The sequence below is a fragment of the Bacillus sp. LK2 genome, assembly GCF_001043575.1.
Lineage (GTDB): Bacteria > Bacillota > Bacilli > Bacillales > Bacillaceae_G > Bacillus_A > Bacillus_A paramycoides.
The window spans coordinates 37,538-63,124 of sequence record NZ_LDUK01000038.1 but is presented as its reverse complement, the minus strand read 5'-3'; the positions used below and the strand labels follow the sequence as shown (position 1 = coordinate 63,124).

General features: G+C 34.7%; 23 protein-coding genes and 1 pseudogene. 5 read left to right on the top strand and 19 right to left on the bottom strand.

Features of this window, described 5'->3' with window-relative positions; genetic code table 11:
- Positions 1-223 precede the first annotated feature (223 nt).
- The 3 genes from VK90_RS20205 to VK90_RS20195 all read right to left on the bottom strand — a co-directional run bounded on the left by VK90_RS20205 (position 224) and on the right by VK90_RS20195 (position 3,854).
- The gene (locus VK90_RS20205) at positions 224-1,702 is read right to left on the bottom strand and encodes a sodium:solute symporter family protein (RefSeq protein ID WP_048374756.1); all 1,479 of its coding nucleotides are present in this window, start codon (positions 1,700-1,702) and stop codon (positions 224-226) included.
- Positions 1,699-1,899, bottom strand: a complete 201-nt coding sequence (locus VK90_RS20200; RefSeq protein WP_048374755.1) for a DUF3311 domain-containing protein — start codon at positions 1,897-1,899, stop codon at positions 1,699-1,701. Before VK90_RS20200 ends, VK90_RS20205 begins: the two co-directional genes overlap by 4 nt.
- A gap of 329 nt (positions 1,900-2,228) precedes the next feature.
- Positions 2,229-3,854: an amidohydrolase gene (locus VK90_RS20195; protein WP_048374753.1), complete on the bottom strand. Its 1,626-nt coding sequence runs from the start codon at positions 3,852-3,854 to the stop codon at positions 2,229-2,231.
- 630 nt (positions 3,855-4,484) lie between these two features.
- On the opposite strand from VK90_RS20195, the gene VK90_RS20190 reads away from it, so the two are divergent.
- Positions 4,485-5,903, top strand: coding sequence for a sigma-54 interaction domain-containing protein (locus VK90_RS20190; protein WP_048374751.1), 1,419 nt, complete (start codon positions 4,485-4,487; stop codon positions 5,901-5,903).
- A gap of 232 nt (positions 5,904-6,135) precedes the next feature.
- On the opposite strand, the gene VK90_RS29945 is transcribed toward VK90_RS20190, so the two are convergent.
- From VK90_RS29945 to VK90_RS20150, 8 genes are all read right to left on the bottom strand, one after another.
- Entirely contained in the window at positions 6,136-6,864 is a 729-nt protein-coding gene (locus tag VK90_RS29945; RefSeq protein WP_048374750.1) for a hypothetical protein, read from the bottom strand.
- A gap of 15 nt (positions 6,865-6,879) precedes the next feature.
- Positions 6,880-7,989: a DUF58 domain-containing protein gene (locus VK90_RS20180; protein WP_048374748.1), complete on the bottom strand. Its 1,110-nt coding sequence runs from the start codon at positions 7,987-7,989 to the stop codon at positions 6,880-6,882.
- Complete coding sequence (locus tag VK90_RS20175) at positions 7,986-8,918, bottom strand: AAA family ATPase (RefSeq protein ID WP_048374746.1); 933 nt, start codon at positions 8,916-8,918, stop codon at positions 7,986-7,988. The genes VK90_RS20180 and VK90_RS20175 overlap by 4 nt, the downstream gene beginning before the upstream one ends.
- Positions 8,919-9,640: 722 nt before the next feature.
- Positions 9,641-11,059, bottom strand: coding sequence for a homocitrate synthase/isopropylmalate synthase family protein (locus VK90_RS20170; RefSeq protein ID WP_048374744.1), 1,419 nt, complete (start codon positions 11,057-11,059; stop codon positions 9,641-9,643).
- Positions 11,056-12,120, bottom strand: coding sequence for an alpha/beta hydrolase (locus VK90_RS20165; RefSeq protein WP_048374742.1), 1,065 nt, complete (start codon positions 12,118-12,120; stop codon positions 11,056-11,058). The genes VK90_RS20170 and VK90_RS20165 overlap by 4 nt, the downstream gene beginning before the upstream one ends.
- Before the next feature lie 14 nt (positions 12,121-12,134).
- The gene (locus VK90_RS20160) at positions 12,135-12,572 is read right to left on the bottom strand and encodes a DUF441 family protein (protein WP_048374740.1); all 438 of its coding nucleotides are present in this window, start codon (positions 12,570-12,572) and stop codon (positions 12,135-12,137) included.
- A 15-nt stretch (positions 12,573-12,587) separates the two neighbouring features.
- Entirely contained in the window at positions 12,588-13,454 is an 867-nt protein-coding gene (locus tag VK90_RS20155) for a HesA/MoeB/ThiF family protein (RefSeq protein ID WP_053081445.1), read from the bottom strand.
- Between the two features lie 13 nt (positions 13,455-13,467).
- Positions 13,468-14,316 (bottom strand): HesA/MoeB/ThiF family protein, encoded by an 849-nt coding sequence (locus tag VK90_RS20150; protein ID WP_002172503.1) that lies wholly within the window; start codon positions 14,314-14,316, stop codon positions 13,468-13,470.
- 582 nt (positions 14,317-14,898) lie between these two features.
- Between VK90_RS20150 and VK90_RS20145 the strand changes: the two genes are divergently transcribed.
- Together VK90_RS20145 and VK90_RS20140 are read left to right on the top strand one after the other, a co-directional pair.
- Entirely contained in the window at positions 14,899-15,582 is a 684-nt protein-coding gene (locus VK90_RS20145) for a response regulator transcription factor (RefSeq protein WP_048374739.1), read from the top strand.
- Positions 15,575-16,831 carry a sensor histidine kinase gene (locus tag VK90_RS20140; protein WP_048374737.1) on the top strand — a complete coding sequence of 419 codons (1,257 nt, stop codon included), beginning with the start codon at positions 15,575-15,577 and terminating at the stop codon, positions 16,829-16,831. Before VK90_RS20145 ends, VK90_RS20140 begins: the two co-directional genes overlap by 8 nt.
- A 56-nt stretch (positions 16,832-16,887) precedes the next feature.
- Here VK90_RS20140 and VK90_RS20135 read toward each other — a convergent pair whose 3' ends face one another.
- Genes VK90_RS20135 through VK90_RS20125 form a run of 3 tightly spaced genes read right to left on the bottom strand, consistent with a single transcriptional unit; the run spans position 16,888 to position 19,218 of the window.
- On the bottom strand, positions 16,888-17,808 hold the full coding sequence (locus VK90_RS20135) for an RnfABCDGE type electron transport complex subunit D (RefSeq protein WP_053081444.1): 921 nt from the start codon (positions 17,806-17,808) through the stop codon (positions 16,888-16,890).
- A complete protein-coding gene (locus tag VK90_RS20130; RefSeq protein ID WP_048374735.1) occupies positions 17,795-18,724 on the bottom strand; it encodes an FAD:protein FMN transferase in 930 nt (309 codons plus the stop codon). Before VK90_RS20130 ends, VK90_RS20135 begins: the two co-directional genes overlap by 14 nt.
- Before the next feature lie 29 nt (positions 18,725-18,753).
- Positions 18,754-19,218, bottom strand: coding sequence for an FMN-binding protein (locus VK90_RS20125; protein WP_048374733.1), 465 nt, complete (start codon positions 19,216-19,218; stop codon positions 18,754-18,756).
- 574 nt (positions 19,219-19,792) lie between these two features.
- Between VK90_RS20125 and VK90_RS27710 the strand changes: the two are divergent.
- Positions 19,793-20,050, top strand: a pseudogene (locus tag VK90_RS27710) (ferritin-like domain-containing protein); the annotation flags it as partial.
- Positions 20,051-20,337: 287 nt separating this feature from the next.
- On the opposite strand, the gene VK90_RS20120 reads toward VK90_RS27710, so the two are convergent.
- Positions 20,338-22,263: a heavy metal translocating P-type ATPase gene (locus tag VK90_RS20120; protein ID WP_048374731.1), complete on the bottom strand. Its 1,926-nt coding sequence runs from the start codon at positions 22,261-22,263 to the stop codon at positions 20,338-20,340.
- Between the two features lie 573 nt (positions 22,264-22,836).
- Here VK90_RS20120 and VK90_RS20115 point away from each other — a divergent pair.
- Entirely contained in the window at positions 22,837-23,049 is a 213-nt protein-coding gene (locus VK90_RS20115) for a hypothetical protein (protein ID WP_048374729.1), read from the top strand.
- A 69-nt stretch (positions 23,050-23,118) separates the two neighbouring features.
- Here the strand turns inward: VK90_RS20115 and VK90_RS20110 are convergent, their stop codons facing one another.
- The 4 genes from VK90_RS20110 to VK90_RS20095 form a co-directional block, all read right to left on the bottom strand.
- Positions 23,119-23,484 carry a hypothetical protein gene (locus tag VK90_RS20110; RefSeq protein ID WP_048374728.1) on the bottom strand — a complete coding sequence of 122 codons (366 nt, stop codon included), beginning with the start codon at positions 23,482-23,484 and terminating at the stop codon, positions 23,119-23,121.
- Between the two features lie 426 nt (positions 23,485-23,910).
- The gene (locus VK90_RS20105; RefSeq protein ID WP_025147872.1) at positions 23,911-24,207 is read right to left on the bottom strand and encodes a putative quinol monooxygenase; all 297 of its coding nucleotides are present in this window, start codon (positions 24,205-24,207) and stop codon (positions 23,911-23,913) included.
- Between the two features lie 46 nt (positions 24,208-24,253).
- Positions 24,254-24,892 (bottom strand): nitroreductase family protein, encoded by a 639-nt coding sequence (locus tag VK90_RS20100; RefSeq protein WP_048374725.1) that lies wholly within the window; start codon positions 24,890-24,892, stop codon positions 24,254-24,256.
- 19 nt (positions 24,893-24,911) lie between these two features.
- Entirely contained in the window at positions 24,912-25,340 is a 429-nt protein-coding gene (locus VK90_RS20095) for a MarR family winged helix-turn-helix transcriptional regulator (protein ID WP_002172515.1), read from the bottom strand.
- Positions 25,341-25,587 lie beyond the last annotated feature (247 nt).

The window sequence follows — 25,587 nt, the reverse complement described above, 5'->3', positions numbered from 1 at the left end:
AAATCTATTAACTGTTGTATTGGTTAAAACGAAAAATAGTTAATCAACTAAAGTATCTTCCATTCATAACTCCCCTGTAAAACCCCTATAACGTTTATTATATGGAACGATTTCAAAAATAACAATTTTCAGAATCTAACCCTTAGCTCTTTGATCCAAAATAAAAAAGAATGTCATACAACTGACATTCTTTTTTATCTTTATACTAAACTATAAAATTATTTTAGCTTAATGTTGATGTGGTAGACCCCTTTTCAATCGGTATGTTTTTTGAAGCTAAGCTTACAATAATAGTTATTACGATATTAATAAATAATGCTATTGCTCCTGTACTAATGTCGTTAATAGTATGTGGGACTGTTGGAAAAAAGGTTGCAATTTTTATATTAAAAATCGTAGCATACAATACAATGAGCACTCCTGTAATAATTCCAGTCATTGCACCATATTTATTAATATAATTTTTTTGGGAAAAACTAAGGAATAATGCAGGTGCCAATTGTGCGATAAGACTGTATGACATGATATTTAACATTGCAAGTGCTGTTCCACCAAATACTGTGAAGATTAAAGCAGTAAAAGAAAGGATAATGATGAATAATTTTGAGGCTACTAATTGTTGTTTTTCGGTAGCTTTTGGAAAAATAACATTGTAAATCCCTTTTGTTAAGCCAACAGATGCAGACATTAACATAACGGATGCTGGTACTAAAGCCGTTAGTAAACCAGCTGCTCCAACTATTCCGATAATCCAAGGATCAAATGTTTGAATAGATAATCTTAAAAGAGAAAGATCTCCATCAGCTCCTTGTAAACCAGGGATTTTTACGACAGCCGAAAAGCCAATAAAGAAAACAAACAGTAATAATATAGTGTATAAAGGTAGGGTAATTGCATTTTTGCGAAGTGCTTTTTCACCATTTGCTGAGAAAACTACAGTGAAAGAAGTCGGTAATAAATAAAAAGATATTGCATTTAAAAGGATAGTAGAGATAAACCACGGTACACTTAGTCCCTGATCGGCTAACGTTAACAATTCAGGTTTAACAGCCTCAACAGACTTAAACATTTGCTCAATGCCACCAAAATAGTGGATAGGGATGTATAGACCTAAAAAAATAACTACTCCCAAAATCATAATATCTTTAATCACAGCTGTCCAAGCTGAGCCATGAATACCAGAGAATATTACATATGTTGTAATAACTATTGCACCTATAATACTTGCAACTATTGGTGAAATAGCTCCAAAAGAAGCCTCTGAAACAATAATCCCTAACCCTTTCATTTGTATACAAATGTATGGTATAAGCGCTAAACTTCCCACAATAGCCACTATAACCCCCATTGCACGACTATCGTATTTAGATGCAAAATAGTCAGGTTGTGAAATAATACCATGTTCTTTACCGTATCTCCAAATTTTAGGTGCAATCCAATAAGATATTATATATGCTAGAAATATATACGCAGGCACATAATATGCAGCAGCACCTTTGGAATACGCCCAACCACTTCCGCCTAGAAAAGTAAAAGTCGTATAAACCTCTCCAGCTATTAATAGGAATATGAACAAGGTTCCAAAACCTCTGCCACCAACTGAAAATTGCTGCAAATTCATCTTTTTTCCTCTTCTTGCTGCTATCCCCAAATAAAGAGATAGGATTAAGAAAATAAAAATAATAAATAATGATATATTCATTCTGCCTCACTCCCTTTATTATCAGGATCAAGCTTATAAACAATGGTTAAAATAATTGAGGAAAGTACCATCCAAAATACAATCCAAAATAAAAGAAAAGGCATTCCTAATACGTAAGGCTCAATTTTATTTGCAAATGGCAAGAATCCAACACACCCTATAAAAGGAATTAAGAGTAAGAGTTTAATATATTTCAAAATATGCTCGACCTCCTATTTCATAGTTTGAATTTTTATAGATTAAGAGCCAATATCATAAAAGGATTTGTTAATATATAAATCCATTTTAATTTTCTGGCATCTAAATCCCTGCTATGCACAATAAAGGTAACCTACACTCATTTATTCTTTCTGTTTTCACCACACATGTGGCAGAAAAAATATCTGACCGCTTCTATGCATAGCCAGATACTCTCTCCCATCTAAAATGAGGGGTATTTCTTTTTTTAATTGATGTAAAAATTGATTAATGCGAAGTAATATAATTGTAATACCCCCCTTTTATTAACAAATCATTTTGCCTAAATCTAATTTTTCATCATTAAATCATTCTCCTTTTGATAGACAATTTCTCCATCAATAATCGTTGTCTCCACTTTCAAATCCTTAATACGGTCTGGTTCAGCTTTTAAAATACTTTCACTTAAAATAACTAAATCAGCTAATTTTCCTACCTCTAGGCTGCCTTTTATATCCTCTTCAAAACTTGCATAAGCGCCATTCCATGTGTAAAGTTTAATAGCTTCTAGTACACTAATGGATTGATTAGTGCCAATTTCAGCTCCAAATTGGCTTTTTCTATTAACTGCAGTATGAATTCCTAATAAAGTATTATAATCAGTAACCGGTGCATCTGAACTACCTGCAGCAACAATACCTTTATCTATATAATCACGAGCAGCGTACATATAATTAACACGTTCACCATAATTGTGAGCATATATCTCGCCATATTCATATGGAAATGGTGGGTTTGGAATAGGGATGACTTCAAGTTGTTTCATTCTTTCTTGTAAATCTGGGGTTGAAACTCCTGCATGCTCGATTCGATGACGATGATTTTTCCTTGGTGCTTCTTTTAACGCTCTTTCTACGCAATTTAAATACATTTCGATGGCTTTATCACCTTGAGCATGTACTGTAATTTGATATCCTTTTTTATGTGCTTCACCTAAAATTTTATATATTTCTTCCTCACTATAATAAAGAATCCCGAAATTGTTAGCATCGCTGGAGTAAGGTTCTCGAGTTGCAATCGTTGGACCAGAGCTACTTCCATCTAAAAATATTTTAGCCGGCCCAACCCTAAATCTCTCATCCCCTGTACCGGTTACTATCCCTGCATTCATCATTTTACTTACAAATTTATCAGATTCATTTATGGTACCAATTATTGCATATACCCGAACACCGATGTCTTTGGTTTTTATAGCTGTTTGTAACAAACGATAACAATTAGAATCAAAAGTAGCTGCTTCATGAATACTCGTGATACCCCCTGAAATGAAATGATCCGACGCGATTTTAACAGCTTTCATAAGTTCAGCATCTGTATAGCTTGCTACATCATTCATCTTCATATTTGCAGCTTCAAATAATTTCCCTGTAATTTCCCCCTTCTCATTTTTTTCAATTACTCCACCTTGAGGGTTCGGTGTCTTTTCGTCAATTCCAGCCTTCTCTAGTGCTGCTGTGTTTACGATACAGATATGTCCACACGTACGAGAAATGATGATTGGATGCTCCGTTGAAATGGCATCTAGCTCAGCAAGCGTTGGATACCGCTTCTCCTTTACGGTGGTTTCATTAAACCCCCAAGCTCTTATCCACTCACCTTTTGGAGTTTCCAACGCTTTTTTCTTAAGCTCATTCAGCACAGCTGCAACAGAATCGATGTGACTTTCTTTACAACTGATATTCAACTGAAAAACCCCATATAAAACCAGGTGTGTGTGAGCATCAATAAATCCAGGAAGAAGGGATTTGCCTGCTAAGTCAATGACTTCAGTCTTCTCCCCAATGAATTTATTCATTTCTAAATTTGAACCGACCCCAATTATTCGATTATCCTTTATTGCTACAGATTCCACTATTGAGTTTTGTCTGTCTGATGTAATAACTTCACCATTGATAAATACTAGATTTGCATTCATACATACACCATCCTTTTTAATATAAGTACAATTTGAAAAGCCGACATAAAACCTTTCTTTTTAGATGGGAGAGATAATCCAGTCATTCATAAAAACGGTCAGATCCTTTTCCTGCCCCATGCCAAGTGAAAACAATGAGAGAAACCGAGTGCAGATCACCTTTTATTCTTTATAACCGCGACTTATAAGCTAGAAAGTCAAAATGGATATATTTTTAGTATTTTTTCATCATCCTATTAATTGTAATAACGCATAATTAAAACGCTTTCATTTAACGACATTCCTAGGATAAGCTGTTTTTCTCTGTTAATAAAAATGGCGATCTTTTCCGTACCAATAAAAGAAAAATCCATGGTAAATAGAAAAGATTTCATTAAATACCTCCCCCTATAAATTAATAATTCCGCACTGTACACTTTTACAATGCAAAAATCATGCCATCAATTTTGAACAAAAATAGAGTAAATAGACAGAAAATTATAAAAATTACTTTAAATCTAGCAATTGTGAGATATAATGAATTCAGTTCGTTTCAACTGATTCATAAATGGTTCATTCTTTTCACTAATTTCCATCTATTTTGAACCACTTGCGGTTCAAAATAGATGCATTCATAGGAGGGTTCAAGCCATGTCCGACATTCCTGTCCAAATTGAAACCAAATATCTCTTAAAAATTCTCGATAGTCTTGAAAGTGGGATGAATATTGTTGACAAAAATGGAACGATTATGTGGGTAAACGAAGCATGTTGTAAGCTTTTTAACAAAAGCAAGGAAGATTTGATTGGCAGGAATATTTTCGTTCTGAAAAAAGAGGGTGCGTTCACTCCATCCGTAATCGAAATGGCTTTACAAAATGGAAGTACTGTAACCACTGTGCAAGAAATTACTGGTGGTAATAAGATGACAGTAACAGGAGACATTATTTTGGATGAGCAGGAAAACCCCATTTATTTTGTAGCACATGGTCATGATATAAGCAATTGGATGGATAATGTTTCTAAACTAGAATGGGAAGAATTAGCCCCCGTATTGAAGCGGTATTTACTAGAAATAAAAAAAATGAATACACGGTATATTTTAATAAAGGAGGAACAGTCCTTTATCGGACATAGTAAAGTACATAATTTGCTTGCTGAAATCATGGAAAGAGTGGCAAGTGTTGATTCAACTGTGCTTATTAACGGAGAAACAGGTGTTGGAAAAAACGTAGTTGCGAAGCGTATTCATGAGTTAAGCGAACGAAACAGTCAACCCTTTGTCCACTTAAATTGTGCAGCAATTCCCGATTCACTGCTCGAATCTGAATTGTTTGGCTACTACAAGGGAGCCTTTACAGGTGCAAATTCAAAAGGGAAAACAGGGCTCGTCAAAACAGCCGAAAAAGGGACGCTTTTTTTGGATGAAATTAGTGAACTTCCGCTACATCTGCAGCCCAAGCTCCTTCAATTACTGCAAGACAAAACCTATATGCCTATTGGCGGTTCACAGTTAGTAAAGGCTGATATTCGCATTATTGCAGCAACAAACCGCAAAATCGAGGAAATGGTGAAAGAAGGAAAATTCCGGGCCGATCTATATTATCGCCTTCATGTTTTACCAGTAAACATTCCGCCACTACGCGAGCGACATGAAGATATTTTTCCGCTAATCCATTTCTATTTGCAAAAGTATAACCAGATATTCAACCAGACACGTACCTTCTCGAAGCAAACGATAGGTGTTTTACAACGTTATCAGTGGCCCGGAAATATACGCGAGTTGGAAAACACTGTTGAGCAGCTCGTTATTATGGCTAAAAAGGAAGAAATCTCGATTCATGATTTACCAGAGCGCTTTCTTTCAGTAAGTATGAAAGAAGAAGCTTTAGAATCTCTGAAAAAAGGCAACAATTTAAGCGAGATTATCGAAAATATGGAAAAAACAATTATTGAACAGGCAATTAAGGAAAATACGACTACACGTAAAACTGCAAAATTTCTTGGAATTACCCAAACTTCACTGATCCGTCGGTTAAAGAAATACAATATCCGCAATGAAAAAGAATAGCGTTTTTGTTGTAGGGGTATTAATTTAGTTAGCTGGATAGCGATGTAGTCATATCCAGCTATGTAATTTTATTTCAAATAACTATTCTGTGAAACTTTTAAATATTAATGTTGTAATCGATGGTCAAGACTATACACAAGAATAACTTGAAGCCATTCAATATGAACTTGGACAACATGTGCTTCATGAAATGAATCTTTAATACGTTTAGTATTTTTTTATACATCTTAACTTAATCCAATTTCCCATCCCCCTCTATCCAACGTATTATTTTTTCTACCTCTAACTCCGTATACGTCTTTTCACCATACCGAACAGACTCATATATCGGAATAATATCTCTCGTTCGACATATTCGTTTTAACCATTGTTGCATCGTTTCATAGGACCTTCGCTGTTCGTGAAATGGTAAAGTCCTCTCCCATTCAATTAACCTTTTCCGTATTAGATCTGTAGGCAGTGATTGCTCTGACTGATGAATGACTTTTTCATTCTTTACGGTTCTTACCGTATTCTCTTTTTTTACCGATTGTTTCTCCTGCTCTATTTCTGTTTTCGTCAACCTTTTCCTAATAGATTTGTAGAGGAAATATATAATCACCACTGTGATAGTCACATAAAAAGCTATAGTAATCCATGAATTTGAGAGCGCAGAAAATACGTCCCCCCATGAACTTTCCCGTTCAAAAACTGGAAACTTTCTATTCGTTTTCGTTCTTATACCTGTATCTCCTTTTTCTTCATCATCCTTAAATCTTGCAGAATCATCAAACTGTTCGTCTTTACTAGTATCGTTATAAATTTTTTCCGGTTTAGTCTCACTAAAAAAACGCTCTTTTACTATGTCTTGTAAATGCACAACACCTTGTGATAACGTTATCGAACTAAACGCAAAGAACAGTATTATTAAGGCTCTTACACCCCAAAACTTCACTTTCATATGGCGCTTTTTATTAAACATGACATAAGCCCCTTCTTATTCTTTAATTACAATCCATCTGTTTGTTCGGCTAATCCTTTTTGGAGAGGTACCGAGTATTAAGGGAACTGCATCCAATTCCTTACGACGAAAGCCAGCTGTGTAAAAATAAGAAGACGATACAGGAGTATCTTGGTCCGATATTGAGGCAAGTACCTTTAATACATTTTGCAAATGTTTCCGATTATCGCCGTTCTTTATATGTAACAATCCGTTATCTTTCACACTGTTAATCCATAATTCAAATGAACAATCTTGCATGAGTAGTTGTTTGCATATACCTGCTGTTAATTCAATTAGTTCTTCTGTATCATTTCGCAAAGAAACGCCACTTTTATTTTGTAAATTGAGATAAATCGCATATTTATCAGATTGTGTCCGTTCGTATTTTTTTGCAGTTATCGTCCCTGTTTTTGCTGTTGCACTCCAATGAATGGAGCGAAAATCTTCATTTTCATATGATTTCACTCCCATTACTTTCGTTTCATCATATAGCGGAGACGACATTGCTTTTCGAAATCCACGTGACCATTCTTGTAATTCAGGGACTTGTATTTTCGGAACAGCTGGTAAGACTAAATATGACGGCGTATCAACTTGACTATATGTTATGTAGTTTGCTATGAATCCAAAAAAATCAGTAATAACGATTTCAACTTCTTCCCATTTCGCGATACCTCTTTTTAACGCTACAGCTTGTAAATCAAATGAAACTGTCTCTCCTCCTTTTATATTGAAATTCAAATAATAATTTGAACCTGTACTATGATTTTTGTTTAGTTCATCATGATTCCAAGTTAACTTATTTTCACATTTAAATCGAAATACAATATTAAAAATAGGAAATATCGAGTTGTTTGAAATTTTTATTTTGCACGTATTCGTTTCACCTATAAAAACGTTCGAATTCCCTTGATTGTATTTCCATTGAACGTGAGATACTTTACGTATGTAACTATGGGTAGCCCCTATTAATATTAAGTATAAAAACACGAGCGATAGGATTAGTAGATTACTTGAAAATATACATAAAATAACGGCTACAACTGATATACCCCCTATAACGAAAGGTTCCGCTAATGATGTATACACGAGCTGTTGATTCATCGTATATTCTCCACTGGCACATCAATCGTATGAAGAATTTCTTTTATTATTTGTTCTTTTTTCGTTTTCATCTCGCCTTCTATCGTCAAAGTTAATCGATGAGCACAAACTGATGTTGCTAGTAGCTTTATATCATCTGGTGTACAGTAATCTCTTTCATTTAATATTGCTCGTGCTTGAATCGCTCTCATAAATGCCAATGTACCTCGTGGGCTTACACCTATTTCAATTAACTCATGCTTACGCGTTGCTTCAATGATTTCAAGAAGATAATCTTGCACATCATTTCCTACTAACACTTCTCTTGCTCTTTTCTGTATATCAATAATTTCTTCAGTTGAAATAATAGAATGTAGTGCTTCTAGAGGATCATTCGTTTGAAATCGTCTCATCATTTCCTTTTCTGCTTCTCTTGTTGGATAACCTTGACGTATAGTGAGTAAAAATCGGTCTAATTGGGCGTCTGGTAGAGGAAATGTGCCAGCTGATTCAAGAGGGTTTTGTGTTGCTATAACTAAAAAAGGATTTGGCAACGAATATGTATGCTTCGCAATCGTAACGGTACGTTCTTCCATAACCTCAAGTAACGAAGATTGCGTTCTTGGTACAGCTCGATTAATTTCATCAACTAATACTATATTTGCAAAAATAGGTCCTAACCTCGTTTTAAATTCTGATTCTTTCACATCAAAATATTCGAGACCAATAACATCACCTGGCAAAGTATCAGCTGTGAATTGAATTCTTTGAAACTTAGCATCCACGCTTTTCGCTAAACTTTTTGCTAATGTTGTTTTTCCAGTACCGGGGACGTCTTCTAATAAAATATGTCCTCTTGCTATAAGAGCTATAGCTGCTAGTTCAATCGATTCATCTTTTCCTATGATTACCTTTGAAATATTGTTGATAATTTTTTTTAATGTACCCATGACTGTTGACTATAATAGCTTGCGGAGCAGACCTTATACTGTAGACTACACCAGTTTACAGCATAAGATAGATTATATTACTCTTGATATAATTTCTGAGAATTAAAATAATAATTCATTCCAAATTATAACATTTTATGATTTGGAATGCTATTCTATGTGATTGTAGTAGAACGTCTTGCGCGGCAGTTTTGAGGTGTAGTACTGCTGGAAATCCACATCCTTATGTAGGATTATAGTTGAGTTCAGTGAACTACCTTCTAAATTCAAGGTTTTCAATTATTTCATCTGCAATTTCAATAGCAAACTTTCTTTCTTGTATACGACAATTGAATTTTGACTCCTGCCGTATGGCTACTTCCACCTAAACCTCGATAATGTGATGAAAACTTATCTCAAAGCTGAAATGTTGTAGAATCTAGAATCCAAATATAGTATATGCTATTTTTTTATTGTCTTATGTGGCTTTTTTAGAAACGTCTCAACTCTGTTCAAAACATCGCGTCTTTCTTAAAATAACATCCATTTTACGACCATACAAAAAACGCCATCCTTTCCTATACTTCTACAGAAAGAATAACGTCTATTTTGCTTAATGAATGGTGTAAAACCATAGAATTATGGAGATGGACATGTATGTTGATCCCTTATAGAAAAAAGTATAAAAATGGGCGTTCTATACTTTTTTAATTTATATACGCACTAACTTTTGCTATCTTCAATCAATGCACACGCATTTCCCATAAATTTTTCTCTAGCAAACTAGAATTATAATTAGGTGCTAGTACGATGTTTGTATATGTTCCTGTCCCTGAAAGGTATTTGTACCTATGTTTTAACCCCGATGGAATAAAAACAGATGCTGGACTTTCAATTATTTGCAATTCCCCTTCAATTTCCACTTCACATATGAGACCTGTACCATCTATTCTATTCCCCCAGAAAATAAAGGCACTATCACAATGATGTGCGTGAATATCTACATGTCCTTCTAAGTTCTCATCCATCTGTGCATCGTAAAATACACGCTGTATCACATAAAATGATGCTCGTTCATCAGTTCTATAATCCATCTGTACCCAACGTTTTCCTGGACCATCTCGATGATATAAAAGCTCAGATGCCCCCTTTACAAATGGTTTACTAACTCGCAAAGACTTTGAAAGCCTAGGCCCTTTTCTCTCTATGCGTTTTTGTTGTATGTTCCTTACTCTTCCTATCATTTCTGGCTGAATGCCCTCGTATGCTGAGTAATTCTGCTGAACAGCTTTCATATGATAGGGTGCGGTATGTGTAAATATATTTTTCCCAATAATTGGTCTCCAATGATCTACTTTACAATCAGTAGCTAATTGAAGTGATTGAGTTAATTCAGGAATCATCTGTAGTTTAAAGTACGGAAGATTACGCTTTTGAGATAATAAAACGGATAAGTTTAGCAGGTCAACAATCCCTGCACGTTCACCTATTCCGCACAATGTGGTATCAATGACAGATGCCCCTGAATCGATTGCAGCAAGAGCATTTGCTAGGGCTAATCCTAAATCATTATGAAGATGAACTTCAATCTCACAATGGAATGTCTCAACAGATTTCTTCACGATTTCCGCACACTGACTTGGTTCCCAAATTCCTACAGTGTCTGCTAAACTAATTCGGTCTGCTCCAGCTAGATTTGCAACCTTTCCAATGTAGGCGATATCTTCCCATTCAGTTCGTGAAGCATCCTCAATAGTAAAACGGATTTTCATACCTAAAGATTTTGCTTCTTCAATTGCTTGTTTCACTTGATCGATGACGTAATCTTTTGAGCGATTACTATACTTTGTTTGTAAAGAAATTGAATTAATAGACGCCCATATTCCTATCCAATTGGCACCAGCCCGATAAGCCGCATGAACTTCTTCATTTGTAGCTCGAGCATGCATAAGTATTTCGGCATGCTTTGCAGATGCTGCAACTTCTCGGCAAATCTCTTCTTCTTCTTCAGAGATGCCAGGGTGTCCAACTTCAATAAGACTTACTCCAAAATCCTCTAACATGTGAAGTAGTTTAATTTTGTCTTCCTTGGAGAAACGAATACCACATTGTTGTTCTCCTTCACGTAAGGTAGCATCTAATATTGTTAAACCCTTTTTCATTCCTGTTTGCCTTCTTTCGCTTCTATAAAGTTTAATGTCTGTTCAAATAGGGTATTACGATTCTTTTCATAAAGAGCCCAGTGTGTTGCATCAGGGATTACTACCTCTTTTTTTTGTTTTGTACTTGTTAATTTTGACATCATATTTCGGTCTGCAAATATGTCATCTTCACCATAAATAGCAAGTACTGGGACAGTAATTTTAGATACATCATATAGAGGCTGATTTTTCCAAATATAAAATAAATCTTCAAGTGGACCAACTGGTCGACGAATCATTTGATTATTTTTCTTACTCATAGGATCTGAATCAATAAAAACTTGTTTTACGGCATCCATTGCTTCATTTGTAACAATTTTTTTATTTCCCATCATCATATGCCAATGATGCATTCCTTTATCAAAGTCCACCATTTGATAGGCTGATGCTTCAGGATTAAATTGATTAGGTTGTAATGGATTTTCAAGAGGTTTTGTCATCATAGGAAGCGTGAATCCATGCATATATCCGTATAACACCATTTTATTAATATCTTGTGGATGGGAGATCGCATAATTTCCAGCCACAACGCCTCCATACGACCATCCAACAATATGAATTTTTTTTACGTTTCTCTTCTTTTTAATCCAATTTACAATTGTTTCTAGATCCTTAGTTGCATCATTCAAATGAATAACCGGACGGTTTTGGGAAGGAGAATCTGACATTTCTTTAGGGCGAGAAGAACGACCAAACCCTCTGAAATCCATAGCCCAAGTATCATATCCTTTTGCGGCATACTCATCCATCCATGAAAGTTTCGGTACATCAAATGCTTGAGCTGTAGGTACACTAAATGGTTCTAAAAATAAGATAATTTCATCAGATGTATACTGTTTTTTATTATTTAAGTTTTTATGAAGTAAAAATAATTTTTCTTCTCCTTGCTGAATTTCTAATTCTTGTTTTACCACTTTAGAAGTTTGATCATTTTGAGAAGTTTCTTTGATATTAGAACAACTAGACATAAGTATTATCAAAAAAATCCCTACTAAACTAATATGTGCCCATTTTATCTTCATTTAGAATATCCCTTTCATTTCATAGAAATAATAGCTATTATCCCTGCCGCAATAATTAATCCGGCTGGTAACCCTTTTGTAAATAATACGGCAATAAGAGTACCTATTAAAACACCTAGCAATATCGTAGGATTCATAGGTAGAACTCCTACACCTTTTCCTCCTATGTATGACACAGTAAAACCTGCTAGAATGGATCCTAATCCAATAGGAGAGGTAATTAATTTTATTACATTTTCACTTGTAATTTTCCCAGATGTAATTGGTACTAAAAGGAATAACATCAGAAAGAAAATACCAATTTGAAAAGAATATTGTTGAATAAGATGTAATAAAGTTTTTTGTCCAACAGCAAGTACAACTCCTAATAAACAAGCCGCACCAGCTAGGGCATAATCCTTTATTAGCAGGGCGAGTGCCACAATAATTCCGAGTAACAAAAAAGGAAACATATTCTTTTACCTCATCTATAGTGTTGTATAATCCCAACTACCATTTTCCGGTACAAAAACTTGTACCATATTCTGATTTGCAAGGTTAATTTGAATTAAATTTGGACTTATTATAGGTTTTAGTTCTTCTCGATTTATCATAAATTTAAATGCTTCAAAGCTTGCTAGAATGCCTACTATATTCGCAACAGGAGAGAGTACCGCCCATGGCCGATTTTTTTGTACATAACTATTCGCCCAGTTCTCATCCGCGCCGTACGTGACAGAATGAAGAGCACGCCCATCTTTTAATTTATGAATTTCATCTTGGATTTCTGTTGTTAGCTCTTGTTGATAAGACGGATATCCTAACGCAATTTCATAGGGTGTAGAGTCAGGAGTAAAAGACATGACGCCACCTCTAAATGGAGGCGTAACCGCAATCCAAATTGAAGGAATTCCTAAGGTCTGAGCTGTACGATGGATGATTACTCTTGCTACTAAATTATCAGTCGCATCTATAATGACATCTGTATTTGTTAGAAGTCCCAATGCATTGTCCTCTGTAACAAACTCTTTTGTTATTTCTATTTGTAATGATGGGTTAATGTCTTGCAAAACTTCTAAAGCCACCGCTGCTTTTTGCTGTCCTAATTTACTGATGGAACTTAGCATTTGTCGATTGATATTACTTGTTTCAAATATATCTTGATCAATAACATGCAAAGAACCCACACCCATTCGTGCCAATTGGATGAGTGTAATTCCTCCTACGCCTCCTGCCCCAACTACAGTAACTCGAGAATTTTTTAATTTCTCCTGCTCCTCTACAGAGATGACACCAATATTTCTCGTAAAACTTTCTTCATATATATTTTGCATATCATTATTTTTTGTTAACAAATTATTTTCCTCCTTACAGTGTTTTATAATCCCATCCACCCTTTGGGACTTCTTTTACTTGAACCGGAATATGACTATCTAAATCCATTACAATGCCTTTAGGCGCTCTAGCTAGAGGTTCACGACCAGTTAAAACTTGTATTGCTTCATGAAAACTAAATAGCGACAATAGATGCGCACGCATCGGTGTGATAATCCACCCTGCTTTTCCATCACAAAAATCTTGTGCCCACTCTTTCGGTGCGCCTTTCTCCACAGAATACCAAGCTCGACTTTTCTTTATATCAGCAATCTGTTGTCTTAATTCTTGATTTGTTAATTTGCATCCGACACTTGAGATGTTTAATGCTTCTTCATAAGGAATTCCGGTTGGAAAAAATGTAGAAACAAACCCTCGTGTGGGCGGGCTACCTGACATCCCGACACTTGGTATACCCAATTCCCTAGCTGTTCTATGTATAATAACTCTTGAAGGCATATCATCGACGGCTTCTACTACAACATCGTGTCCTTTTATAAGTTCAATTACATTATCCTCATCTACTCTTGTTTGTATAAAATTTGTTGATATATAGGGGTGTATATCTTTTACAACTTGTTCTGCAACCTTTGCTTTTGGTTCACCTAACACACTAGAAAGCGCTAACATTTGTCTGTTAATATTAGAAACTTCAAATTCATCGGGATCAACACCTGTAATATGCCCTATTCCCATTCGAGAAAACAGAATCGCTTCATATCCACCTACTCCCCCTAATCCAAAAATAATGACCCTCTTCTCTCGAAGGCATTCTTGTTCCTGTTTAGAATAAACCCCTATATTCTTCTTAACCATTTCCCAATAATATGAATCCATATCCATTTTAAAATCTCCTTTCTATGTAGTAACTATTTCAAGAAACATTGTTTATGAAATAACTGCTATATATAAAAATAAGATAGATTTATGGCATTTTTGTGTGTTATTTGAAAAAAATGTGAAAAGACTTTCAATTCTTACTTTTCACTTCTTTTTTTGAGTGAGTTATTATATATTAATCTACCTGGTTCTGGTGCAAAAAGAATGACGTTTTTCTCGTTATATGGATATAAAATTATTTTAGCTTGATGGCGATATGGCGGTACCCCACATAACCATCAAGCAAATTATTTTACTTCCTATCTAAATATATCTATTAAAATAGAGCGAAATACTATTCAAATTTAATACCAAAATTTATTACCAAAAAGAAAAGGTTCTAACATATTAGCCATGTATAATATGTTAGAACCTTGATATTTTAAGTATTTTTTAATTTAGGTCTTCCTAACGTATAATATCTCCGTTTTATCGTCAGGCCCCTACCACTGTATTGTGAACTGTCGGTTTCCTTTATACATTGATAGATGAATCCTATATAATATGATGTGTATAATTAAAAATCTAACAGAATGGATGAACATAATGAAAATTTTAGTAATTGAAGATGATCAGCCTCTTCTAGAAGGAATCGTTACAGTTTTACAAGAAGAAGGCTATGAAATAGATTGCGCTGTAGCGGGCGATGAAGGATTATTTATGGCCAAACAAAATATTTATGATGCTATTATTTTAGATATTATGTTGCCGGAGATGAATGGTTTTGAAATTGTGAAAGAAGTACGTGATGCTTCTATTAAAACCCCTATTCTACTTCTTACTGCCAAAGATAGTGTAGAAGATCGTGTAAAAGGTTTAGATGTTGGGGCAGATGATTATTTGATTAAGCCGTTTGCCGTACCAGAATTACTTGCGAGAATACGTGTACTGTTACGAGAAAAAGGAACGATTGGAGAACAGGGGGTTTCTTGTGGTCCAATTCAATTACTTGTGCAAGAGCGTGACGGCCACATAAATGGAAATAAGTTGAATTTAACTATTAAGGAATACGAACTACTTGAATATTTTATAAGGAATAAAGAACAAATTTTAATTCGCGATCAGATTTTTAGCCGGATTTGGGGATTAGATTCTGACGTTGGGCTCGGGGTTGTAGATGTATATGTGCATCATTTGAGAAAAAAATTAAGTACATTTCATGATAAACCGTTTATCCATACTGTACGTGGAGTTGGTTTTATATTTAAAGGAAATGATCAAAATGTTTAAAAAAACGAAGATACAACTTGTCACATTAAATACTATTGTTTTTTCATTAATTTTATGTGCATTTGGTGTCGTTTTGTATTTATATATGAATCATAGCATTTATACAGAGGTTGACTCGAAGCTTAACAGTGTATTTAAAGAAATACAACAAGAAGGCATGAGACATGTTGTGAAAGAACATGACTCCAAACGAGAATCGGAACGGAAAATTGTGTACTTAGTTTGGGGTGAGAATGGCCAGTTCCTAAAAAGCATACCGGAAAACGCCATTTTCTCAAGTGATATTAATGATTTCTCCCCTTCTCGATTCAAAGACAATAATCTCTGGACACAAACAATCAATAAACATAGTTATCGTATCCTTAAGTTTGAGCCACCATCTAGTTATTTAGAAGATATCGGGATAAAATCAGCTCGTACAATCGAGATTGTCTTAAATATAGATCCTGAAATGACTATGTTGCAAAACTTGCTCGAGTTAATTATAGTCGGGTGCCTTACAGGATTTATCATCTCATTCTTTATAGGTTGGTTTTTAGCAAACCGCTCTCTTGTGCCAATTCAGAATTCTTGGGAAAGACAAACTCAGTTTGCAGCGGATGCTTCACATGAACTTCGAACACCTTTGTCTGTTATCCAGACGCATTTGGAATTATTATTTCGGCATCCACAATATACAATTGAACAAGAAAGTATGACAATATACAAAGTACTACAAGAAGTAAAGAGAATGAACAAACTTGTAGCCGATTTGCTGACCCTCACAAAAACAGACTCGAATCAGCTGCTTATCCAAAGAAAAGAGTTTGAATTAGGAGATTTAGTTAAAACAATTGTTCATCAATTCGAACCTATTGCAGAACTGAAAAATATTTCGATTATTAAAGATGTCGATGAGAGATTGATGTATAAAGGTGATAAAGAACGAATTCACCAACTACTCGTTATTTTGATTGATAATGCTATGAAATATAATGTTGAAAATGGACGAATTCAAGTTACATGTAGTAAAGGAGGGAGTTTTATCACTCTTATCGTAGAAGATACAGGTATCGGTATTTCAAACGAGGAACTCCCACACATTTTTGATCGTTTTTATCGCAGTGATAAGAGTAGAACACGCTCTGAAGGTGGAACCGGATTAGGTCTATCTATCGCGAAGTGGATTGTGGACGCTCATAATGGAGAAATAAAAATAAGTAGTGAACTTCATAAAGGAACACGTACTACCATCAAGCTTCCTGTATAACGCAAAAAGGGTGCCGATAGGAAATATTCCCTATCGGCACCCTTTCTATTTCCTTTTTAAGTAGCTACTGAAACAGATGATGCACGTGCAAGATTTTTCTTTCTAGAAATTTTAAATGCTTTCCATCCATTTGCAATTAATATGCCTACTAATAGAAAAATTAACCCTCCGAATAGTATATAAGAAGCTATACTCGCTATAGCTGTAATAGCTCCAAATATAACTTGATCTTTATATTTCCCTAAAGAAGTCGGCGGATCAGTAAGCATAAAGAATGCTAGAAATAAAGTTGAATTTATATAAGGCACTCTTAGTATATCGCCTACATTTTCAATTCCTATCCCCCCCATGACTAGAACTATAAGAAAATAAATACCTAAAAATGAAAAAACTTGTGGGAATTTATTTACTTTCCCTGTTACAAAAAAACCCGCGATGCATACAAATGCAATACACCAATAAGGAAACATTGATAGTCCGCCCCACCAGCTTTGTCCGCTTGAAAACAAAGTAGCCGTGATAAGCAAACCGAAAGCAGCAGGATTAAATATAGTTTTTTTCTTAACTGTAAATAGATGTTTTGATGCAATCGCAATTACTGTCGTTAATACTAAAATATACATTGAAACCATTGGACTTAACACGAGTGCAATTATCAGACCTGTAATAGCAGCTCCATCAGGAAATGCGAGTTTTCGTTTTTTTAACACAGCTATTAAAGTGTCTATGAATATTGCAGTTGTGGCTGCAATCCCCGCATGAAAAAAACCAGTATAATTAGGCATGTTTACCTGAGCTATTAACATTAAAAAAAGAAGCATAACTAAAACTAGTCTTTTCGGAGTCATAAAAGGTTTACGGCCACGCTTTTGATGTCTACTTTCTCTTAATTCGTCTACAATCACATATCCCTTTGGTGTGTGAATATATCTTTGCTTAGTCCTGCTCATTACGTTTTCTTTTTTATCCACGCTCATACAAATACTCCTCCATTCCTTCTGTCATATCTATGTCTAAAGAAGATGTAATCCATATACCCTCAAGATCAACATTTTTAAGTAGTGTAATCCCTTCTTTTTTTCCTAATAGAAAAGCAGCTGTTGAAAAAGCATCTGCTAACATTGTAAAGGGTGCGATAACAGTACAACTTACAATATTAGACTGAGACGTTCCTAAATGTGGGTGTATGAGATGATGCTCATTAAAATGAACAGAACTTTTCCGCTCATAGCTACCAGAAGTGCAAACTGCCTGATTGGTTAGTCGAACTTTGCAAATTGTTTTCTCTTTTTGGAAAGGATGTTGAATACCAATGGTCCACGGCTCTTCCTTTTCATTCGTTCCACTCGCAAAAAGATCTCCACCAGCATCGATGACAAAGCCCTCAAAATCTCGTAGTTCTTGAACAGCTAAATCAACCGCTAACCCTTTTGCTACAGCACCTATATCTAACAAAAGTGGTTTTTTTAATAAAACAGTCCGTTTTTCTTCATCCAGAATTATATCTTGATAATTAGCAGAAACTGAGGTAGATGCAACTATTTTTTCACCTGTTAAATAATGACGATTGAATCCGTACTTTTCAAGCGTGTGGCCTAATGTCGGATCAAATGTCCCTTGCGTTAAATCAGCTACTTGTACTGCAAAGTGTATAACCTGAAATAGAATTTGACTGACTTGAATTGCCTTACCACTTTGCATAGAGAGGCGTCGAAGCTCGCTTTGCTGGTGGAAACGGCTGCATACTTCTTCTACAGAATAAAATGATAAAAATGCTTTTTTGATTTTTTCTTTTACATATTTTTCTGTGTGTGATGTCACTACTGTAATATGGATAATTGTCCCCATATAAAGGGCAGATTGTTTATATGTTTTTCTTATATTGCTAAGCATTCCCTGTCACACTTTCTATATTTTATTTTTTAAAAATTGGCCTGCTTTGCCTGCAATAAAGCCAGTTGAACTGCTTCTTTAAAATCTTCTGTACTTCTTGTCGCCCCGGAAACTACATCTACACCTGAGCTTTGCCGATTTAGAACTTGTTGAGGTAAATCGTCAATATAAGATTGAGAATAAGATGTGGTACAATCTGTTATTTGTACAGATGTAATTTTATCTTTTTGAATCGTAACTGCTACTCCTACCGAACCTATACGATTGGCACCCTGACCGTAATATGTTCCATCTTTATAGGTACTTTTAACCTTTTTAATTGACATATTAGAGGTAGTAGATGGCTGTTTAGATTGCGCTGTAGGTTTCGTTGTATTTTGAAAAGTTTGTGCCCCTTCTACTTTTGGAGATTCTGTAACAATGTATCCCGCTGTATATATCATTCCTACAGCAACTGTGCACAACGTAATCATTTTGTTTCCCATTTTAGCCATATTCATGACCTCCTGCCTCATTATAAAAAATATTTGAATGTTTATTTTTCATTTTACAAGGCTATTATTAAAAAAGTTTTAAAAACCTTTATCTCTGCTAAAAAACATTAACTGGATTCTCAAATTGGGATAGTACCCCATTATTAAGATAATAATGCATGTTTTGCTGTGAAAATAAATACACCGTCACTTTTCATGTGCTTATGCCATACACATTTAGAAGATAGAGTCGTCTTGCCCCAAAATAAAAAATGCCCCTTGGAATACACGCAAGGAACATAACACCCACCATTCATTACAAGTTAGACATTTATTCATTTACCTAACCCTTTCTTATCCATACAATAAGCTAAGAACCCCACTAGTAGTGAAAGTAAAGCATAGAAAGTATTATAAATCACAGCTTTTAAGCTATTCATACCCTTCAGCCCTTATCTTTCCTTAACAACAAACAAGACGCCACCCAGATAACGGCAGCGCCTTGTAGGATTTACACCTAACTCATAATTACACATAGGATATTTAAAAATACATTTGGAGGTTTGCACATGAATAACTATTTAAATAATTACAATTTGTTCAAATTTATGTCAGTTTAACCGGTCAACAACCTCAACCAAAAATAACGGAAAGTTGCCCAGACACTTATTTAGATGGATTAGAATGTGCACTACAAGATGAGCAACGTACGGTTGATTTTTACTTAGAAATCTCAGATGACACAACCGATCCATTTATTAAAGAAACATTTCGTAGAATAGCCGCAGATGAACAAAACCATGCTGTCTGGTTCCTATATTACTTTTTCAAGGCTAGTACTAGATTCGATTAGAGGTTAGACCCTATCAAATGTCCATTTAATTATCTCTATTGTCATTGCACATGGGATTTTCCTATATTCCCCATTATTATATAATTTCTATGCAATAAAGAAAAAATCACCACAAAAGTGACGACTACTACAAAATATTAAAGGAGATGGGAGAGTATGAATTGTGAGTAATTACTGCATTTCCTTAAGATAAAAATTTACATTCTTTTGTTTTTGGTGCGTTATCAACTTAAGACATTCTGTTACCCCCCCAAGTACAAAATAATGGGTTCCCAGTGGGAACCCGTCTAATTACTTCCTTTTAATAATCGCAAACCATTTAAAATAACGAGAATTGTGCTTCCCTCATGACCGATAACGCCAAATGGAAGAGCTAAAAATTGTAAAAAATTCGAACAAATGAGCATTGCAATTACTGTCAGTGAAAAGATAACATTTTGTTTTACAATACGATTCATTCGCTTTGATAAACGAATTGCTTGAGCAAGTCGAGAGAGTTCATTTTTCATAAGAACAACATCTGCTGTTTCTAAAGCAACATCTGTTCCTTCTCCCATAGCAACACCTATACTTGCTGTAGCAAGTGCAGGGGCATCGTTAATCCCATCACCAACCATAGCGACCGTACCATATTTTTCTTTCAGTCGTTTGACTGTTTCTACTTTTGTTTCTGGTAAGCATGATGCATAGTATTCTTTTATATTACTTTCAGTTGCAATTGCTTTTGCTGTTTGTTCATTGTCGCCAGTAATCATAATTGCTTCTACACCAAGGCTTTGTAAATCACGAATTGCGGCAATCGTTTCTTGTCGCAATGTATCTTTCAAAGCAATTAAACCAAGAATTCCATCTTCGTCACTAATGTGCACGACTGTTTTTCCTTCTTGCTCGAGCGTATTAGCAATACCATTATGAAACAAATGTGCTTCTTCGCCGATAAAATCAGCCTTTCCGATTTTATAAGTTTTATTTTCAAGTACTCCTTTCAAACCAAATCCAGTTACATCCTCTACTTTTTCTGGTTTCGTCAATGTAATGTCATATGCGTGCTTTGCATATTTAACAATCGCTTCTGCAAGCGGGTGTGTTGAATGACTTTCTATAGAGGCTGTAATATACACTACCTCTTGCTCTGATATTCCATCACGTACATAGACATCCGTTACAGAGGGTTTTCCTTGTGTTAATGTGCCTGTTTTATCAAAAGCAATTGCTTTTACAGAAGCAAGGCGTTCTAGATGGATTCCGCCTTTAAACAAAATACCATTTCGTGCTCCGTTAGAAATCGCAGATAATGTAGCTGGCGTAATCGATGCAACGAGTGCACAAGGAGATGCAACAACGAGTAAAATCATAGCTCTATAAAATGTTTCATTCCAACTCCAATCTAATAAAAGGTGTGGAACAAACATCATAAGAACAACAACGATAAGCACACCTTTTACATAGGTTCCTTCAAATTTTTCAATAAAAAGCTGTGATGGTGATTTTTCACTTTGAGCACTTTGTACAAGACGAATAATTTTTTGGAACAAGGTTTGATCGCTTCGTTTCGTAATTTTAACTTCAATCGCACCACGTAAATTCACAGTTCCAGCAAATACTTCATCACCTATTGTTTTCCCATTTGGGATAGATTCCCCTGTAATGGCTGCCTCATCAATATTTGTTTCACCAGCATGAATAATACCGTCAGCAGGCAAGCGTTCACCTGGCTTGATTAAAATAATGTCGTCAATTTGTAATTGATCTACGGAAATACGTTCTTCCATTCCATTCGAAATACGTAAAGCTTCTTCAGGTTGTAAATCTAACAATGCTGAGATTTCTTTTTGGCTTTTACTTAGTGTATAAGTCTCCATTGCACCACTTAATGCAAAAATAAATATTAAAACTGCACCTTCTGCCCAGTAACCAATGCTAGCAGCACCAATAGCAGCAAAAAGCATTAACATTTCAACGTTTAAATCTTTTTCCTCAATCGTATCTGTAATACCTTCTTTGGCTTTTACGTAACCCCCAGTGAGATATGCAAGAATATAAAAGATAATCCCAGCTGTTGTTACTTCGCTTTTGGTTAACATCCAACCGGCTAAAATGAAAATACCAGATAGAATAGCAAGGATTAGTTCATGGTATTTTTGCCACATTTGTCCCCACGTTGAATTAGAAATATTGTTATCTTTCGATAATGTTTTTCCTTCTGTGTTCATTCTTATTCGCTCCTTTTTCATTTTTATTGAGAAGAAGAATCAAAATCGAAATCCCTATAAAACGACGAAAGCTGCCATCCATGTGGATAGCAGCTTTTTAAATAACCACACACAGTGTAGTTATTCGTTTTATAGTTATTCTCTATTACTATAGCATAGATTATTCTTATTTGAAGATGTTTTTTAATAAGATATAATGACAAAAATATACCATTGTAAATTCAAAAAAAGATTGCCTCCTATTTTTACAATGGCTATTATTTTGATTAGAAATTAAAAAGTCTCCGTTATCTCATGCCCATCAAGATAAGATTTTGAAGTAGCCCCTAAGCAAAAATTCCACTTCTCTACAGTTAGTTATTTAAGAGAATTCAGCTTATTTTTTCGATTTGGGGGTATTTAATTTTGTTAGCTTGATAACGATGTAATCGTACCCCACTATGTAATTTTTATAATCAGTTAATTTCTCAATATAATTTGTGCATATGATTCCATTCAAAGATACAAAATATCTAAGTAACTATTTATAATTACATTGTTTTTATATCTAAATTCACAAAGGAGCTACATAACATGGATAAAAAAAATCTATTAAGTCAACAACTTGACCACGTATCATCAGATGCTCTGAATACTCCTAGTAAGGCTCAAGAACAAATGCAAGAAACATCTCAAGAGACACATAATCAAAACAACACCAATGTTAAAAAGACAGGCATTACTCAAGATTTACATGGCGTGGACTTACCAATTTCAGACGTATATAGAACAACGAACAAAAAGTAAATTTTAAAGGGAAAAATCTTAAGAACGAGTGAACTTAATTTTTTCCCTTTTCCTATTCAAATAACTATTTTATGAAGCTTTTAAATACCTGATTTCCCTTGCACAATTACACATCTTTTCCATTCCTTCTTCTGGCCGACTCCAATGAGTACAATACAATCCCGCATAACCATTTCTCCCATTTGAATTATCATTACCAAATATACAATCCGGAAAATCTCTAATTAACCCCCACACCGTTCCGCCACTTGAGAAGTATCTGCATCGCTTCTTGTCATACGCATTGGAATAGTGGCCAACAAACCATAGATTTCTACCAACATGTTTAAAATGAGCTGTTCTATTTTCATCTTCATAATGAAAGATATCTTTTTCGTGATCTGCTAAGTAACTAAGAAGTGAATTTACGATTTCAATGCGTTTTTGTTTGTCCATCCCCCATTCCCCTTTACGAATAATCTTTTTTATTTTACACATACTACCTCAGAACCGACTTCCCACCGGCTTCACTCTTTTCAAAACGGGGATTTCTCCTCCGTGTCATGCACAAACGGCGGTTAACCTAGTCAGTTACCTGCCGTTTGTACATATAAACGTTTATATTTTTTTGCTAAGTTTTTATCTAATTTATAAGATATTGATTCATTTTTTGTTTTTGATTCTAGATTTGTGACTTTTTTAGTTAAATACTCATAAATTAGTATAAATACTGTAGGGAAGCATGTAAGAATGAAAGTACAAATCGAATTCATCGACTTTATTTTCTATTTGAGCTGTACCACGAATCGTAGATATAAAAAAGATGACTTTAGCAAAAGTCATCTTTTTTAGGATTTAGTTCAAAGTTCCCAAGGATTTCTCTTATTTTTGTACTAGCTCTCCATTATACACTTGAACATTTAACGGAGCAGTTAAAAACTGTGATGCCTTACTAACGAAAGATGTGAAGTGTTCACTCGCATTATGGCTCGCAACTGCGGATTCATCTTTCCATACTTCTACCATCGTATAAACACTTTCTTTTTCTGTATTTCTATATAAATCATAAGATACATTTCCACTTTCTTCTCTTGAACCATGAATTAGTGGCTGAATTTCTTCTAAAAATGATTGTTGTTTTGCTGGATCTACTTGAAATATTGCGTGAATAATAATCATGGTGTTTCCCCTCTCACATTCCATATATTTCTAAGACTTTATAAGATTACTTCCACTCAGCAACTTTGTCAATTGGAAGACGTACTGATTGGTAACCACTGTCAGCAGCTTTCCCGATTGAAATTAACATTACTGGTACGTAACGTTCTTTATCTAATCCGAATGCTTCTGCGATTTGGTCTTTTTCAAATCCACCAATTGGGCAAGTGTCATAACCGTGAGCACGAGCTGCTAGCATAAATTGCATTGCTACAAGACCACCGTCAATTAGTACTGTATCTTTCATTACTTCTGGTGTAACCATTGAGAAGTAACCTGAAAGTCTTTTCATTTGATCTTCTTTTACTTCAGCTGGCATTAAACCGCGCTCAACTGCTGTACCGTAAATTTCTTCTGCGTTATCAAAGTTGTTTAAGTCACCAAATAAAGCAATCATCGCTGAAGATGTTTCTACTTGAGATTGATTAAATTTAGCAAGTGGCGCAAGTGTTGCTTTTGCTTCTTCACTTTCAATAACTAAGAATCTCCATGGTTGCATGTTTACTGAAGACGGTGCAAGTGTTGCTTCTGTAAGAATTTCTGTCATTTCTTCTTTGCTAATTTTTACTGAAGGATCGTACTTACGAATTGAACGACGCCCTGTTAAAATTTCGTTAAAATCATTTGTTTTTACTGAGTTAGTCATAGTTGTATTCTCCCTTTTTTTATAATTCTTTTATATTTTCTTGAATGCGATCTAACATAGTTAAAAGATTATCGCGTTCTTCTTCACTTAATCCTTTAAATGCTGAAGCGGCAAAACGTTCTTTTTCCTCTTGAAACACTTGAATTTTATTTCTTCCCTCTTCAGTTAGAGAAACTAAAGTAATTCTGTTATCATCTGGATTTTTACGTCTTGTAATCATTCCGTTTGCTTCCAGCTGTTTTAAATGCCTCGTAATTGCGGCATTATCAATATTCACTTCTTGCTGAAGTGCTTTTTGACTAATTTCATCTACTTCATATAACTGAAGTATGAGTTCTAGTCTAGACTGACTCATACCAGTACACCCTTCAAACTTCGAACTTACTTCTTTATTGAGGAAGTGTAATTTATATAAAATAATCGCTTCTTTTGAGCATGAACTTGTCAAATTACCCCTCCTTTACATTCAAAACAAAAACATTTGATGTATCAATAGTTGATATGTCAATTAATATAATAGATAACAATTTAAAATGCAAGCATTTTGTTTTCGTTCTTATTTTTCCAAATTAAGGCGCTTTGTCGCGTTACAAAAAATGTAAATTACATTATAATAGTAATAATTTAAATGACTGGAGAGTGATTGTAATGCGGCAATTCACAAATAGAAATGAGGAAATAAAAATGGAAAACGA

Coding starts and splice junctions, on each gene's coding strand:
- VK90_RS20125 (WP_048374733.1), bottom strand. CDS start 19,218: ATGGCTAAAATGGGAAACAAAATGATTACGTTGTGCACAGTTGCTGTA.
- VK90_RS20175 (WP_048374746.1), bottom strand. CDS start 8,918: ATGGGTACATTAAAAAAAATTATCAACAATATTTCAAAGGTAATCATA.
- VK90_RS20105 (WP_025147872.1), bottom strand. CDS start 24,207: ATGATTATTATTCACGCAATATTTCAAGTAGATCCAGCAAAACAACAA.
- VK90_RS20110 (WP_048374728.1), bottom strand. CDS start 23,484: ATGGACAAACAAAAACGCATTGAAATCGTAAATTCACTTCTTAGTTAC.
- VK90_RS20195 (WP_048374753.1), bottom strand. CDS start 3,854: ATGAATGCAAATCTAGTATTTATCAATGGTGAAGTTATTACATCAGAC.
- VK90_RS20120 (WP_048374731.1), bottom strand. CDS start 22,263: ATGAACACAGAAGGAAAAACATTATCGAAAGATAACAATATTTCTAAT.
- VK90_RS20140 (WP_048374737.1), top strand. CDS start 15,575: ATGTTTAAAAAAACGAAGATACAACTTGTCACATTAAATACTATTGTT.
- VK90_RS20150 (WP_002172503.1), bottom strand. CDS start 14,316: ATGGATATGGATTCATATTATTGGGAAATGGTTAAGAAGAATATAGGG.
- VK90_RS20170 (WP_048374744.1), bottom strand. CDS start 11,059: ATGAAAAAGGGTTTAACAATATTAGATGCTACCTTACGTGAAGGAGAA.
- VK90_RS20205 (WP_048374756.1), bottom strand. CDS start 1,702: ATGAATATATCATTATTTATTATTTTTATTTTCTTAATCCTATCTCTT.
- VK90_RS20130 (WP_048374735.1), bottom strand. CDS start 18,724: ATGCTTAGCAATATAAGAAAAACATATAAACAATCTGCCCTTTATATG.
- VK90_RS29945 (WP_048374750.1), bottom strand. CDS start 6,864: ATGTTTAATAAAAAGCGCCATATGAAAGTGAAGTTTTGGGGTGTAAGA.
- VK90_RS20180 (WP_048374748.1), bottom strand. CDS start 7,989: ATGAATCAACAGCTCGTGTATACATCATTAGCGGAACCTTTCGTTATA.
- VK90_RS20100 (WP_048374725.1), bottom strand. CDS start 24,892: ATGACTAACTCAGTAAAAACAAATGATTTTAACGAAATTTTAACAGGG.
- VK90_RS20160 (WP_048374740.1), bottom strand. CDS start 12,572: ATGTTTCCTTTTTTGTTACTCGGAATTATTGTGGCACTCGCCCTGCTA.
- VK90_RS20190 (WP_048374751.1), top strand. CDS start 4,485: ATGTCCGACATTCCTGTCCAAATTGAAACCAAATATCTCTTAAAAATT.
- VK90_RS20135 (WP_053081444.1), bottom strand. CDS start 17,808: ATGAGCGTGGATAAAAAAGAAAACGTAATGAGCAGGACTAAGCAAAGA.
- VK90_RS20115 (WP_048374729.1), top strand. CDS start 22,837: ATGGATAAAAAAAATCTATTAAGTCAACAACTTGACCACGTATCATCA.
- VK90_RS20145 (WP_048374739.1), top strand. CDS start 14,899: ATGAAAATTTTAGTAATTGAAGATGATCAGCCTCTTCTAGAAGGAATC.
- VK90_RS20165 (WP_048374742.1), bottom strand. CDS start 12,120: ATGAAGATAAAATGGGCACATATTAGTTTAGTAGGGATTTTTTTGATA.